Source organism: Mycobacterium sp., from assembly GCF_039583785.1.
Classification (GTDB): domain Bacteria; phylum Actinomycetota; class Actinomycetes; order Mycobacteriales; family Mycobacteriaceae; genus Mycobacterium.
Genome location: NZ_JAVKSG010000014.1, coordinates 21,629 through 35,769, shown reverse-complemented (window position 1 = coordinate 35,769; position 14,141 = coordinate 21,629). Strand labels below are relative to the sequence as shown.

Here is a 14,141-nt window from a genome sequence, read left to right as displayed (position 1 = left end):
GCCCCCGATTAGTTGCGGCTGACGTCGATCGGGTGGGTGGCCAGCATCGACAGCGGCTGCGGCTGACGTCGCAGCACGCGGCCCCAGAGGTCCACCCGCGGCTCGACGAGGACGTCAGAAGGCAACGCCGACAACACAATCCAGTCGTCGCGCTCGATCTCGCCCTCTAGCTGGCCGATCGTCCAGCCGGAGTATCCGGCGAAGATGCGGACGCCTTCCACCGCCGGGGCGATCACCCCGGGGTCGGCGTCCAGGTCGACCATCGCCATCCGGCCGGCCACCTGGCGCAGCCCCGGCACCTCGTCAGCAGGGGCGCCGATTCGCAACACCGCCAGGCAAAGCGCCGCGTCACGTTTGACCGGTCCGCCGATGAACATCGTCTTCGGCTTCGACGCCAGCTTGGCCCACTGCGGCAACACGTTGTACACGGCGGTCTCGCTGGGGCGGTTGAGCACCACCCCCAGCGTGCCGCCGTCGTTGTGCTCGACAATGTAGATCACGCTGCGGCGGAACGTCGGCTCGAGCAGATCCGTATTCGCCAGAAGCAAGGTGCCCGCCCGCACTCGGTGTGCGGCAGGGGCGATGAAATCCTCTGGGTCCTCGGGCTGCGCCACTCCCCCATCATGGCATCCAAGCCCGACGGCCATGGTCATCAAGTGCTCCGCTGGACGAGAATTTGTAGTGTTGTAGCTCCGCGCCCCGGACACCGCCTGGGCCATGGGAAGCAGGTTCCGTGACTCATCCGCGCGCGCCGGTGGCCGCCTGGCACTCGGTGCGGGCGCTGCCCGATTTCTGGCGGCTGCTGGAACTGCGACTGGCGAGCCAATTCGCCGACGGCCTCTTCCAGGCCGGGTTGGCCGGAGCGCTGCTGTTCAACCCCGAGCGGGCCTCGAGCCCGCCGGCCATCGCGGGCGCATTCGCGGTGCTGTTTTTGCCGTACTCGCTGCTCGGCCCGTTCGCCGGCGCGCTGATGGACCGCTGGGACCGTCGGCTGGTGCTGGTGTCCGCCAACATCGGCCGGGTGCTGTCGGCGGCGCTGGTGGGAATCTGCCTTGCGCTGGGGGTCCGCGACGTCCTGGTGCTGTGCGGCGCGCTGGTGGTCACCGGCCTGGCCCGCTTCGTCTCGTCGGGCATGTCGGCCGCGCTGCCGCATGTGGTGCCGGGCGAGAAGGTCGTCACGATGAACTCGATCGCGTCAGCGGTCGGCGCGATCGCGGCGTTCCTCGGCGCGAACTTCATGCTGGTGCCGCGCGAGCTGTTCGGGTCCGGCAACGCCGGCGCCGCGTCGACCATCTTTCTGGTCATCGTCCCGTTGCTGATCGCGCTGCTATTCTCGCTGCGGTTCGCCGACCACGTGCTGGGACCCGACGACACCCAGCGCGCGATCCACGGGTCGGTCGTCTATGCCGTCATCACGGGTTGGCTGCACGGCGTGCGGACCGTGCTGGATCGTCCCACCGTCGCGGCCACGCTGGCCGGGCTCGCCGCGCATCGGATGGTGTTCGGCATCAACTCGCTGCTGGTGCTGCTGTTGGTGCGCAGCGGCGACCCGGGCCCGGTCTCGGCGCTGGGCAACGCGATGCTGTTCGTCGCCGCGGCCGGCACCGGATCATTTCTGGCCAACCTGGTCACGCCGGTGGCCGTGCGCCGGTGGGGGCGTTTCGCCGCCGCGAACGGCGCCCTGGCGATCGCCGCCGTCGTCGAGGTTGTCGGCGTCGGTCTGCAGCTGTGGGTGCTGGTGGCGGGTGGCTTCCTGCTCGGGGGTCTGGGCCAGGTGGTCAAGCTGTGCGCCGACACCGCGATCCAGCTCGACGTGGACGACGCGCTGCGCGGGCATGTGTTCGCCGTGCAGGACTCGCTGTTCTGGGTGTCGTTCCTGGCCGCGATCACGGTGGCGGCCTTCGTCATGCCCGACGACGGGCGCTCGCCGGCGCTGGTCGCGGCCGGCAGCGTCGTCTACCTCTGCGGCCTGGCCGCACACGTCGTCATCGGGCGCGCGGCGAATCGTTAAGGTACCCAGATGACCGACCTCTGGCAGATTGTCGACGACCTGAGTGCCGAGAGTGACGAGCTGGACGCGCTGGTTACGCCGCTGGCCGACGATCGCTGGACCACGCCGACACCCGCCGCGGGGTGGACGGTGGCGCATCAGATCGGGCACCTGCTGTGGACCGACCGCGCCGCGCTGATGTCGGTCACCGACGCCGACGCCTTCGCCGGTGTGGTGACGACCGCGTTGGAGGACCCGATCGGGTTCGTCAACGCCGCCGCCGACGAGCTGGCCGCCGTTCCGCCGGCCGCGTTGCTCGCCGACTGGCGGGCGACGCGCGTGCAGTTGCACGACGCGCTCTTGAGCGTGGACGGCGGGCGCAAGCTGCCGTGGTTCGGCCCGCCGATGAGCGGGCCGTCGATGGCGACCGCCCGGTTGATGGAGACCTGGGCACACGGCCTGGACGTCGCCGACGCGCTCGGCGTCACCCGGCCCGCGACGGCCCGGCTGCGTTCCATCGCCCACATCGGCGTGCGCACCCGCGACTTCGCGTTCGTCATCAACGAGCTGCCGCCGCCGAGCGAGCCGTTCCGGGTGGAGCTGTGCGCGCCCGACGGCAGCACCTGGACGTGGGGACCTGTCGAGGCGGCGCAACGGGTCACCGGGTCGGCCGAGGACTTCTGTTTCCTGGTCACCCAACGACGCCCGCTGCGGGATCTGGACGTGACCGCCGTCGGCGACGACGCCGCGCACTGGCTGACGATCGCGCAGGCGTTCGCCGGTCCGCCTGGCCCCGGCCGGTAGCCAGGGACCTACGTTTCGGGCGGCAGCGCGCTGGCGGCGTCGGCGGCGCCGTCCCCGTCGGTGTCGGTCAGCTTGACGTCCCACCGGCCGTCACCGTCGGTGTCGACGTAGCCGGTGACGCCGTCGGGCCCGGTGATCAGCGCGCGGTCGGCCAGGCCGTCGCCGTCGCTGTCCAGAAAGCGGACACCCTCGGCGCCGAACTCGGTCAGCGGTGCGCCGGTGTGCTCGACACCGTCGAGACCGAACCAACGCAGGCCGGTGGCCGGTCGCGGCGGCCGTTCGGCGGCGACCGCCCAGGTTCCGGTGCCGTCGTCGGTGAAATACCGCTCTTCGGCGCCGTGTACGTCGAGCACGGCGTGGTCGGCGATGCCGTCGCCGTCCAGGTCGGCCAGCGCGTCGTCGGCCAGACCGTCGTGATCGACGTCGAGGGCGACCGCATCGAGGCGGCCGTCGCCGTCGAGGTCGAGATCCGGGCCGCGGTCCCACATGTTCGCTGCGCCGTCACCGGCGCTCAGGCAGTACTCCATGCCTGATCCGACGGGCGCCGACGGCTACCGGTTCCCGCGCGCTGCCCACCACGACGTCAGCTCGGCCGTCGCCTCCTGGTGGGTCAGCGGTCCACGGTCCAGGCGCAGCTCCTTGAGGTAGCGCCACGCCTGGCCCACCTGCGGACCCGCCGGGATGCCGAGCAGCTCCATGATCTCGTTGCCGTCCAGGTCAGGGCGCACCCGCTGCAGGTCTTCCTTGGCGGCCAGCTCGGCGATCCGTGTCTCCAGCTCGTCGTAGTTGGCCTGCAGCCGGGCGGCCCGCCGCTTGTTGCGGGTAGTGCAGTCGGCGCGTACCAGCTTGTGCAGCCGCGGCAACAACGGTCCCGCATCGGTGACGTAGCGCCGCACCGCCGAGTCGGTCCAGGTGCCACCGCCGTAACCGTGGAACCGCAGGTGCAGATAGACCAACTGCGAGACGTCGTCGACACGCTGCTTCGAATACTTCAACGCGCGCAGGCGTTTTCGGGTCATCTTGGCGCCGACCACCTCATGGTGGTGGAAGCTGACCCCGCCGTCGGCTTCGTGGCGGCGGGTGGCGGGCTTGCCGATGTCGTGCAGCAGCGCCGCCCAGCGCAGCACCAGATCCGGCCCGTCATCTTCCAGCGCGATGGCCTGCCGCAGCACGGTCAGCGAATGCTCGTAGACGTCCTTGTGCTGGTGGTGCTCGTCGATGGCCATCCGCATGCCGCCGACGTCGGGCAGCACCACATCGCCCATCCCGGTCTGCACCATCAGGTCGATGCCGGCCACCGGATCGGCGCCCAGCAACAGCTTGTCCAGCTCGGCGGCCACCCGCTCGGCGGTGATCCGCTCGAGCTGCGGGGCCATCTCAATGATCGCCTCCAGCGCCCGCGGCGCGACGCTGAAACCCAGTTGCGAGACGAACCTTGCGGCGCGCAGCATCCGCAACGGATCGTCGCCGAACGACACCGAGGGCGGCGCCGGGGTGTCCAGCACACGCGCCCGCAGCGCCGCCAAACCGTTCAGCGGATCGACGAATTCAGCTGCCCCAGAGGCGGTTACGCGTACCGCCAGCGCGTTCACGGTGAAATCGCGGCGCACCAGGTCGTCGTCGAGCGAGTCGCCGAATCGGACCTCCGGGTTGCGTGACACCCCGTCGTAGCGGTCGGCCCGAAACGTGGTGATCTCCAGGCGCTGACCGTTCTTCTCGGCGCCGATGGTGCCGAACTCGATGCCGGTGTCCCAGAGCGCGTCGGCCCAGGAGCGCAGCAACTTCTGCAGCTGCTCGGGGCGCGCGTCGGTGGCGAAGTCCAGATCGTTGCTCAGCCGCCCCAGCACGGCGTCGCGCACCGAGCCGCCGACCAGATACAGCTGGTGTCCGGCGCCAGCGAACAACGCGCCGAGCTCGCGCAGGACGGCGGCGTGACTGTTCAACGCGACCGCGGCGGCGGCCAGCAGCTCGGCATCCTCGGCATCCTGGGGCACGGGAAGCAGACTAGTCCGGCGACGCGCCGCCGCCGAGGAGCCCGGCAATCCGGGCTAACAGCCCGATCCCGCAGCTCACTACCGGCGAGTGCGCCCAGCCCGTCCGAGTACGCCAGCTACTATCGCTTGGGTGTCCGACGGCGAAAATCCGCAACCGCGTCGGCGTCGGGGGAGGCGCCGCGGTCGGCGCTCGGCAGGGTCAGGCGAAGCGAAATCCGGCATCGAGCCGCCGACCGCCGGCACGCCCGCCAAGCCGGCGAAGGCCGGCCCGCGGCGTCCGGCAAGCCGAGGTGTGGAACGGCTGCGGACCGTGCACGAGACCTCGGCCGGCGGATTGGTCATCGACAACATCGACCGTCCGAGAGCAGAGCAGGTCGCTGCGCTGATCGGTCGCGTGGATCGACGCGGCCGGATGCTGTGGTCCCTACCCAAGGGCCACATCGAACTCGGTGAGACGGCAGAACAGACCGCCATCCGGGAAGTCGCCGAGGAGACCGGGATCCAGGGCAGCGTGCTGGCGGCGCTGGGCCGCATCGACTACTGGTTCGTCACCGACGGCCGGCGGGTGCACAAGACCGTTCATCACTATCTGATGCGTTTCTCCGGCGGCGAGCTGTGCGACGAGGACGTCGAGGTGGCCGAGGTGGCGTGGGTGCCGATCCCCGAGCTGCCGTCCCGGCTGGCCTACGCCGACGAGCGCAAGCTGGCCGAAGTGGCCGACGAGCTGATCGACAAGCTGCAGAGCGACGGCGAGGCCGCGCTTCCGCCGCTGCCGCCCAGCACGCCACGTCGGCGTCCGCAAACCCATTCACGCACCCGCATCCGCCGGGCTGACGAGCCCGTCCGGGGCCGCAAGAACGGTCGCGGTCCCGGGCCGTAGCCGCCGATGACGATGCAGAGCAATGTGAGGTGGGGGCGCCGCCCGCGTGCGAGGACGACCCGCGGGTCGGCGGCGCCGCGACTCCGGTGGGGCGCGTGGGCGCGCCTTGTGGCAGTAGCCGGGATGCTCGGCGTCGGCGTCGTCCCGACCGCCGCGGCGGGTGAGCCCGGCGCCAACCCGTTCGTCCAGGTCCGGATCGACCAGGTCACCCCGCAGGTCGCTACCACCACCAGCGAGCCGGTGGTGACCGTCGTCGGCACCGTCACCAACATCGGCGACCGGCCGGTCCACGACGTGATGCTTCGCCTGGAGCATGCACCAGCGGTGCCCACGTCGCTGGGCCTGCGCACCAACCTCGACGGCGACACCGACCAGTACGAGGCTGCGATGGACTTCCAGACGGTCTCCCACGAGTTGCCACGCGGCCAGCAGACGGCGTTCACGCTGACGGCCCCGATGCGCTCCGCGACCAAGCACTCACTCGAGATCGACACGCCCGGCGTCTACCCGTTGCTGGTCAACGTCAACGGCACGCCCGACTATGGCGAGCCGGCGCGCCTGGACAACGCCCGCTTCCTGCTGCCCGTGCTGGGTGTGCCGGCGGATCCGCTGGACACCTCAGGGGACGCGCTGGGTGCCGTGATCGCGCCCGACACCGCCAGACCCGTCTCGGTCACCATGCTGTGGCCGCTGGCCGACCGGCCGCGCCTGGCGCCCGGCGTCCCCGGCGGCACGATTCCGGTACGACTGATGGACGACGAGCTCGCCACGTCGCTGGCCGGCGGCGGTCGGCTGGACGTGCTGCTGGGCGCTGCGGAGTTCGCCACCAGCCATGCCGTCGATCCGGACGGGGCCGTCGGCCGCTCGGTATGCCTGGCCGTCGACCCCGACCTGCTGGTCACCGTCAACGCGATGACCGCCGGCTACGTCGTCTCCGACTCACCCGCCGGCCCCGCGCAGGAGCCCGGCACCCCGACCCACCCCGGGATCGGGCAGGCAGCGGCGACCACCTGGTTGAACCGGCTGCGGGATTTGGCGCACCGGATGTGCGTCGCGCCGCTGCCCTACGCGCTAGCCGACCTCGACGCCGTCCAGCGGACCGGCGAACCCGGCCTCGGCGTGACCGCCACCAGCGGGGCCGGTGACATCGTCGACCAGATCCTGGGGGTCGCCGCGGTTCGTGGCGCCACCCTGCTCCCGGACGGCTCGCTGACCCGCCGCGGCGTCGAGCTGCTCAGCGCGAACGGCAACACCGTCGTGATCGCCCCGGCCGACTCCGCCGTCGGCGACTCCGAAGCCCCGCTGCCGCCAACCCCGAACACGGCTCCGCAACGGCTGTCCAAGCAAGTGGTGTTCGCGCCGTTCGACCCGGCCGTCGGTGCCGCCTTGGCGGCCGCCGGGTCCGATCCGGTCACACCCAGCTACCTCAACTCCGCCTTACAGATTCGGCTTCGGCACGACTCGGACGTCGCTCGTCGTCAAGATGCGCTGGGCTCGATGCTGTGGCGCGCGCTGCAGCCGAAGGTCGACCCGCGCACCCAGATCTTGCTGCCGCCGAGCAATTGGAATTTGCGACCCGACGACGCCGGCGCGATCCTCACCGCGTTGGCGACGGCGATCCACTCCGGCCTGGCGGTAGCGCGCCCGCTGCCTACGCTGATCCGCGAGGCGTCGACCGTTGCGGCGGTCAACGGCACTGCGCAACCCGACGCCGGCGCACCTGGCCGGTTCAGCGACGCCGTCGTCGCCAAGATCTCCGCCGAGATGACCCGGCTGGACGGCCTGACCGCAGCCCTGACCACCGACACCCGCACCGGGTTGACCGGCGTGAGCTACACCGCGCCGCTACGCGAAGACATGCTGCGTTCGGTCAGCCAGGCCGACCCGCCGGACACCCGCAACGGGCTGGCTGCCCAGCAGCTGGACGTGGTCGCCCACGTGCTCGACGACCTGTTCGGGGCGGTCACCATCGTCGCTCCGACGGGCTCCTACACGCTGGCCACCGAGCACAGCCCGCTGCCGCTGGCGCTGCACAACGGCCTGGCCGTTCCGATCCGGGTGCGGCTGCACCTGGACGTGCCGCCCGGGATGACCGTGGCCGATCCCGGCGAGATCGAACTGCCACCGGGATACCTGCCGATGCGGGTGCCGATCGAAGTCAACTTCACCCAGCGCGTCGCGATCGACGCCGCGTTGCACACTCCCGGCGGCGTGCCGCTCGGTGAGCCGGTGCGGCTCTCGGTGCATTCGAACGCCTACGGCAAGGTGCTGTTCGCGATCACGATGAGCGCGGCCGCGGTGTTGGTGGCGCTGGCGGGACGACGGCTGTGGCACCGCTTCCGCGGTCAGCCGGACCGCGCCGACCTTGATCGTCCGCCCGACCCGCCGGACGCCGTCGACGCCGGGCAGAACGCATGAGCCGGGCCGGGCCGGGGCCGCAGCGCCACGGCCGCACTTCGGGACCGCCCACCGGGGCGCTGCCGCCGACCGGCCTGGTGTCGTCCCAAGGCTCCCAGCCGCCGGCCCGCCCTGAGCTCTCCGACGCCGCCCTGGTGTCCCGGTCGTGGGGCATGGCGCTGGCGACCCTGGTCAGCCGCGTCACCGGCTTCGCCCGGATCGTGCTGCTGGCCGCGATCCTGGGCGCCGCGTTGTCCAGCGCCTTCACCGTGGCCAACCAGCTGCCGAACCTGGTCGCCGCGCTGGTGCTGGAAGCGACGTTCACCGCGATCTTCGTGCCGGTGCTGGCCCGCGCCGAAAAGGACGACCCCGACGGCGGGGCGGCGTTCGTGCGCCGCCTGGTGACGTTGGCCACCACCGTGCTGCTCGGCGCGACGCTGCTGTCGGTGGCGGCCGCGCCGCTGCTGGTGCGGCTGATGCTGGGCCGCGACCCGCAGGTGAACGAACCGCTGACCGTCGCGTTCGCCTATCTGCTGCTGCCGCAGGTGATCTGTTACGGCCTGTCCTCGGTCTTCATGGCAATCCTCAACACCCGCAACGTATTCGGGGTGCCGGCCTGGGCGCCGGTAGTCAACAACGTCGTCGCGATCGCCACCCTGGGCGCCTACCTGGCGGCACCGGGACAGCTGTCGGTCGATCCGGTGGAAATGGGCAACGCCAAGCTGCTGATCCTCGGCATCGGCACCACGCTGGGCGTTTTCGCGCAGACGGCCGTGCTGGTGGTGGCCGTCCGGCGCCGCCGCATCAGCCTTCGCCCGCTGTGGGGCATCGACGCCCGGCTCAAGCGCTTCGGCGCGATGGCCGCCGCGATGCTGCTCTACGTGCTGATCAGTCAGATCGGACTGATCGTCACCAACCAGATCGCAAGCACCGCAGCCGCTTCCGGGCCGGCCATCTACAACTACACCTGGCTGGTGCTGATGCTGCCGTACGGCATGATCGGCGTGACCGTGCTGACGGTGGTGATGCCGCGGCTGAGCCGCAACGCCGCCGCCGACGACACCGGTGCCGTACTCGCCGACCTGTCGCTGGCCACCCGACTGACGATGATCACGCTGATCCCGACGGTGGCGTTCATGACGGTCGGCGGGTCGGCGATGGGCAGCGCGTTGTTCGCCTACGGCCGTTTCGGCGACGTCGACGCCGGCCACCTGGGCGCCGCGATCGCACTGTCGGCGTTCACGCTGCTCCCGTACGCCGTGGTGCTGCTGATGCTGCGGGTATTCTATGCCCGCCAGCAGCCCTGGATTCCGCTCGCGATCATCGTGGTCATCACAATCGTCAAGATCGCGGCGTCGCTGGTCGCGCCGCACCTCACCGCCAACCCCGACCTGGTCGCCGGCTACCTGGGGCTGGCCAATGGGCTGGGCTTCCTGGCCGGCGCGGTCGCCGGCTACGTCCTGCTGCGCAACGCGTTGCGGACAGCGGGCGGTCACCTCCTCGGTGTCGAAGAGGTCCGGACGATCCTGGTCACGGCGACCGCGTCGCTGCTGGCCGGGTTGGTCGCGTACGTAGTGGACGTGCTGCTGGGCATGCAACGGCTGACCGCATATGGCGGCGCCGGCTCGTTGCTCCGGTTGTTCGTGCTTGCGCTGATCATGGCGCCGATCGTGGCCGTGGTCATGGTCCGCGCACAGGTGCCCGAGGCTCAGGCGGCGCTGGCCAAGGTCCGCGGCTGGATCGGTGCCGGTGCGGCTGGCGGCAAAGCCGCGCCGCTGCCGCCTTCTGGCAGGTCAGCCGACGTCTCGTCGCTGAAAGTCGTTGGCCGAGATCAACTGTTGCGCCCCGGCATCGTCACGTACCCTGAGCGCAGGATTCCGGCTGCGGCGGCGGGGTACCACGCGGCGGAGTCCCTCCTGGCCAGGCACCCGGGACGGTCGATCAGGGAGGGGCTGGGGAGAGGAGCGGAGATGAACGACGGCTCGTCGGACGGCGCCGTGGCAAACGCCGTCTCCGACTCATCCTCGGCGCCCGCCAGCCCAGCCGTTCCGGCTCCTTCCCGGGCGGCTGCGCCACCCGCATCGTCACCGGTGGCAGACGATTTCCATCCCGACGTGCCCATCGAGTCGGCCGCGCGCTCCGGCGAACAGCACCTGGTGCCGGGTGCCGGCATCGCCCGCGGGCGTTATCGGTTGCTGGTTTTCCACGGCGGCGCGCCGCACCTGCAGTTCTGGCAGGCGCTGGACACCGCGCTGAATCGGCAGGTGGCGTTGACCTTCGTGGATCCCGACGGGGAGCTTCCCGACGAGCAGGTCCGCGAGATCCTCGCTCGCACTATGAAGCTGAGTCGCATCGACAAGCTGGGGATCGCCCGCATCCTCGACGTCGTCCACATCGGGACCGGCGGACTCGTCGTCACCGAATGGGTCCGGGGCGGCTCGTTGCAGGAGGTCGCCGACACCTCGCCGTCGGCCGCCGGCGCGGCGCGCGCGATGCAGACCCTGGCCGCTGCGGCCGAGGCCGCCCATCACGCCGGCGTCGCCCTGTCGATCGATCATCCCGGCCGGGTGCGTGTCAGCATCGAGGGCGACGTGGTGCTGGCCTTCCCGGCGACGATGCCCGGCATCAGCCCCGAGGCCGACATCCGCGGGATTGGCGCCGCGTTGTATGCGCTGCTGGTCAACCGGTGGCCGCTACCGGAACACGGCGAGCCCAGCGGGATGGCTCCGGCACCGTGCGATTCGGCCGGTTACGCCCTCGACCCGAGTGCGATCGACGAGGAGATCCCCTTCCAGATTTCCGCGGCAGCCCTCCACTCGATCCAGTTGGACGGCAAGATACGCAGCGCAGCAACGCTTGTGAACCTCCTGCAGCAGGCCACCGTGGTAGCCGACCGGACCGAGCTGCTGACCCCGATCGACGAGAGCGGGCCGCCGCCGGAGCCCTCCCGAACCGAGCGCGCCGGTTCCGCGGACGCGGCGCAGGTACGCATCCGTCGGCGCCGGGCCATCACCATCGGGGTTGGTGCCGCTGCGACGGTGATCGTGGTCACGCTGCTGGTCCTGGCGTCGGTGCTGAGCAAGATGTTCGGCGACGTCGGCGGCCTCGACAAGGACCAGCTGGGCCTCAACGGACCCTCGACCAGTTCGAGTTCCGCTGCGGCTGCGGGCAGCATCATCAAGCCGGTCAGCGCGACGGTGTACTCCCCCGGCGGTGCAGCCGACAACCCCGCCTCGGCTGCGCTCGCGATCGACGGCAGTCCGGGCACAGCGTGGGAGACCGACATCTATCAAGACCCGGCACCGTTCCCCGGCTTCAAGAGCGGCGTGGGCCTGCTCCTGAAGCTGCCGCGACCGACCGTGGTCGGGGCCGTCAACGTCGACCTGGCCAGCACTGGGACGAAGATCCAGATCCGCTCGTCGGCGACAGCCACGCCGGGCACGCTCGAAGACACCGCGGTGCTGTCCCAACCGACCGCAATGCACCCGGGGCACAACACCATTGCGGTCAAAGCGTCCTCGCCGACTCAGTATGTGCTGGTGTGGATTTCGACGCTCGGAACCGAGAACGGGGTCAGCCGTGCCAGCCTCTCCGATGTCACCGTCCAAGCCAAGTCCTGACCGGCCTGATCGGGTGAAGTGCCGGGCATCGGTCTATTGGTTACTGTCCGGCGGTGGGCTCCACGAAGGTTCGCCGGCAACGCCCGGGACAACGCAGCGACGCTGAGCTGCTGGCGGCGCATGTCGCAGGAGACCGCTTCGCCTTCGAGGAGCTGTTCTACCGCCACCATCGGCAACTGCACCGCGTTGCCCGGCTGACGAGTCGTTGCACCGAGGACGCCGAGGACGCACTGCAGGAAGCGATGGCGTCCGCGCACCGCGGCGCCGGCTCGTTTCGGCACGATGCCGCGGTGAGCAGCTGGCTGCATCGCATCGTCGTCAACGCCTGCCTGGATAGGTTGCGGCGCAACAAGACTCACCTGACCACGCTCCTCGACGACGCCTACCCCGTCCCGGATCGAACCGCGCAGGTCGAGACGGCGATCGCGGTGCAGCGGGCGCTGATGCGGCTGCCCGTCGAGCAGCGCGCCGCGGTGGTTGCGGTCGACATGCACGGGTACTCGGTCGCCGACACCGCCCGCCTGTTAGGGGTGGCCGAGGGCACGGTGAAAAGTCGCTGTGCCCGCGCCCGGGCCCGGCTTGCCGCGATCCTCGGCTACTTGCAGGCCGACCCGGCCCAGCAGCGTCCGACCGATTAGCCGCACGGCGGAGTCTCTTCCCCGCCCGTTTGACGCCGCAGGCGCACCAACACGTCGACCGCGTCGCGTTCGCTGCCCGGAACCTGCCGGCGGACGCGCTGCGCTTTCTGCACCGCAAGCCCTGGCAGGCCGCCGAGGTCGGCAACCACGTCCTGCGGGGAGAACAACACCGCAACGTCCTGCGGACCGCCGGTGCCCACGGTGAGGTTGGTGGTGTCATGGCCGACGACCAGCATGGTGCCGCCCGGGGCAACCGCTGCCGCGACGTTGCGCAGCGCCGCGCGGCGCGCGCCCTGCTCGAGCTGCAGGTAGGCGACGAGTACCACGTCGAACGATTCGGCGGGCAACGCGTCGGTCACCACGTCGACGAGCCGGAAGTCGACTCGTTCGACGACCCCAGCTCGGCCTGCCAGCTGCCCTGCGCGCTTCAGTCCTTGCTCCGAGAAGTCGACGCCGACCACCTGCCAGCCTCGGCTCGCCAGCCAGATCGCGTTGCGCCCCTCACCGCACGCCACATCCAATGCCCGGCCGGGTTCCAGCGTCGACAGCTCGTCGGCCACGAACATGTTCGGCGCTGTACCCCAAAGCAGGTCGTCCTGACCGTAGCGGGCATCCCACGTTTTGGCATCCATGCATTACTCCCATCGGTCTGCCGGGTTAGCACGTGTGAAACCGCGCGGGTCTCGCCAATGCTGGGCGGATGGTGCGCCCGGGACCAGCCACCACGATACCACGGGGGGTATATGCGGAGCCGGTCGGCGTCATCCGAACCCCTCGATACGGTCGTGTGGGCGCGCACTGCTCATGACCTCACTACCGGTCCGAACTCGCGGCACCGGACACCCCCGCACAGCGGGCCACCCGACGCCAGCGTGGTGGCGGTGCCGCTTACCATTGGGTCTGTCAAAGATGTTGTGCTGGTAACGATTCCGCTCCTCTACCGTTCGGTTGAGGGGATCTGGGCGCGCACTCCGACGCGGTCGGCATGCCCAGTCGATGCAGCAGCACACTCCAAACCGGCCTATCTCTCGCGTAGGCATTACTGGACGCCGAATCAGCTGTCGGTCCGCGTGCGCATGACGGACAATGGCGGAGATGGATCACGACGGGCGTGACGATGCGCCGACCGCCGATTCTCTGGCGGACCTGCAGGCAGGACTGCTCGACGACGACACCGCGGCCCGGCTGCGCAAGCGAATCCGGATCGACCCCGACGCCCGCCAGACGATGGCGGCGTTGCACCGGGTGCGGCGCGAGGTCGCCGCGCTGGGCTCCGACGAGTCCTCGGCACCACCGGTCGACCCCGAGGTTGTCGTTCGTATCGGCGCCGGCCTGCGCGCGGCGCATGCGGTGCAACGCGGGCGGCTACCACGCGCGGCGCGGATGACAGTGGCTGCGGCCGGCCTGGCCGCGGTCGCCGTCGCGGCTTGGCTCGGAACCCGCGCACTCATCACAGCGCCGGCACCGCTGCCGAGCCGGCCCACCACCATCGAACACATCACGGTGTCGCGGCCGCCGCAGACAATTCCGCTGTCGGATCAACAGATCCTCGCCCTGCTGGACCGCGACCCGGACCTCGGGCCGCTGGCCGATCCGCGCCGCCGCGCGTCGTGCCTGGGCGGTTTGGGCTATCCGGCGAACGCCCCGGTGCTCGGCGCCCGCCCGATCGACATCGCCGGACATCCGGCCGTGCTGCTCGTGCTGGCCGGCGACGCGCCGGACACGTTTGCGGCGCTCGCGGTGGCGCCGACCTGCAGTTCCGTCAACACCGGCCTGTCGGCTGACAGGATCGTCCGCCGTCCGTAATGTTCGCGGGAA

At 70.6% G+C, this 14,141-nt stretch carries 11 protein-coding genes; 7 read left to right on the top strand and 4 right to left on the bottom strand.

The genetic code is table 11. The features are described 5' to 3' along the window. Positions 1-8 precede the first annotated feature (8 nt). The gene (locus ABDV69_RS07445; RefSeq protein WP_343572985.1) at positions 9-647 is read right to left on the bottom strand and encodes a YqgE/AlgH family protein; all 639 of its coding nucleotides are present in this window, start codon (positions 645-647) and stop codon (positions 9-11) included. Between the two features lie 86 nt (positions 648-733). Here ABDV69_RS07445 and ABDV69_RS07440 point away from each other — a divergent pair, with 86 nt between their 5' ends. Together ABDV69_RS07440 and ABDV69_RS07435 are read left to right on the top strand one after the other, a co-directional pair. Next, entirely contained in the window at positions 734-2,011 is a 1,278-nt protein-coding gene (locus tag ABDV69_RS07440; RefSeq protein WP_343572947.1) for an MFS transporter, read from the top strand. 9 nt (positions 2,012-2,020) lie between these two features. Continuing rightward, positions 2,021-2,794 carry a TIGR03084 family metal-binding protein gene (locus tag ABDV69_RS07435; RefSeq protein ID WP_343572945.1) on the top strand — a complete coding sequence of 258 codons (774 nt, stop codon included), beginning with the start codon at positions 2,021-2,023 and terminating at the stop codon, positions 2,792-2,794. 8 nt (positions 2,795-2,802) lie between these two features. Here the strand turns inward: ABDV69_RS07435 and ABDV69_RS07430 are convergent, their stop codons facing one another. Both ABDV69_RS07430 and ABDV69_RS07425 read right to left on the bottom strand, forming a co-directional pair. After that, positions 2,803-3,321: a pullulanase gene (locus ABDV69_RS07430; protein WP_343572943.1), complete on the bottom strand. Its 519-nt coding sequence runs from the start codon at positions 3,319-3,321 to the stop codon at positions 2,803-2,805. A gap of 24 nt (positions 3,322-3,345) precedes the next feature. Next, on the bottom strand, positions 3,346-4,788 hold the full coding sequence (locus tag ABDV69_RS07425) for a CCA tRNA nucleotidyltransferase (RefSeq protein ID WP_343572941.1): 1,443 nt from the start codon (positions 4,786-4,788) through the stop codon (positions 3,346-3,348). A 130-nt stretch (positions 4,789-4,918) separates the two neighbouring features. Here ABDV69_RS07425 and ABDV69_RS07420 point away from each other — a divergent pair, with 130 nt between their 5' ends. From ABDV69_RS07420 to sigM, 4 genes are all read left to right on the top strand, one after another. Further along, positions 4,919-5,668 (top strand): NUDIX hydrolase, encoded by a 750-nt coding sequence (locus tag ABDV69_RS07420; RefSeq protein WP_343572939.1) that lies wholly within the window; start codon positions 4,919-4,921, stop codon positions 5,666-5,668. Positions 5,669-5,791: 123 nt separating this feature from the next. Beyond that, positions 5,792-8,086, top strand: coding sequence for a hypothetical protein (locus ABDV69_RS07415; protein ID WP_343572983.1), 2,295 nt, complete (start codon positions 5,792-5,794; stop codon positions 8,084-8,086). Beyond that, positions 8,083-11,685, top strand: a complete 3,603-nt coding sequence (gene murJ / locus ABDV69_RS07410; protein ID WP_343572937.1) for a murein biosynthesis integral membrane protein MurJ — start codon at positions 8,083-8,085, stop codon at positions 11,683-11,685. Before ABDV69_RS07415 ends, murJ begins: the two co-directional genes overlap by 4 nt. A gap of 53 nt (positions 11,686-11,738) precedes the next feature. Continuing rightward, positions 11,739-12,323 (top strand): RNA polymerase sigma factor SigM, encoded by a 585-nt coding sequence (gene sigM, locus ABDV69_RS07405; RefSeq protein WP_343572935.1) that lies wholly within the window; start codon positions 11,739-11,741, stop codon positions 12,321-12,323. Here the strand turns inward: sigM and ABDV69_RS07400 are convergent. Beyond that, positions 12,320-12,955, bottom strand: coding sequence for a methyltransferase domain-containing protein (locus ABDV69_RS07400; RefSeq protein WP_343572934.1), 636 nt, complete (start codon positions 12,953-12,955; stop codon positions 12,320-12,322). The genes sigM and ABDV69_RS07400 overlap by 4 nt on opposite strands. A gap of 463 nt (positions 12,956-13,418) precedes the next feature. Here ABDV69_RS07400 and ABDV69_RS07395 point away from each other — a divergent pair, with 463 nt between their 5' ends. Then, positions 13,419-14,129 carry a hypothetical protein gene (locus ABDV69_RS07395; protein WP_343572933.1) on the top strand — a complete coding sequence of 237 codons (711 nt, stop codon included), beginning with the start codon at positions 13,419-13,421 and terminating at the stop codon, positions 14,127-14,129. The last annotated feature ends 12 nt before the right edge of the window (positions 14,130-14,141 follow it).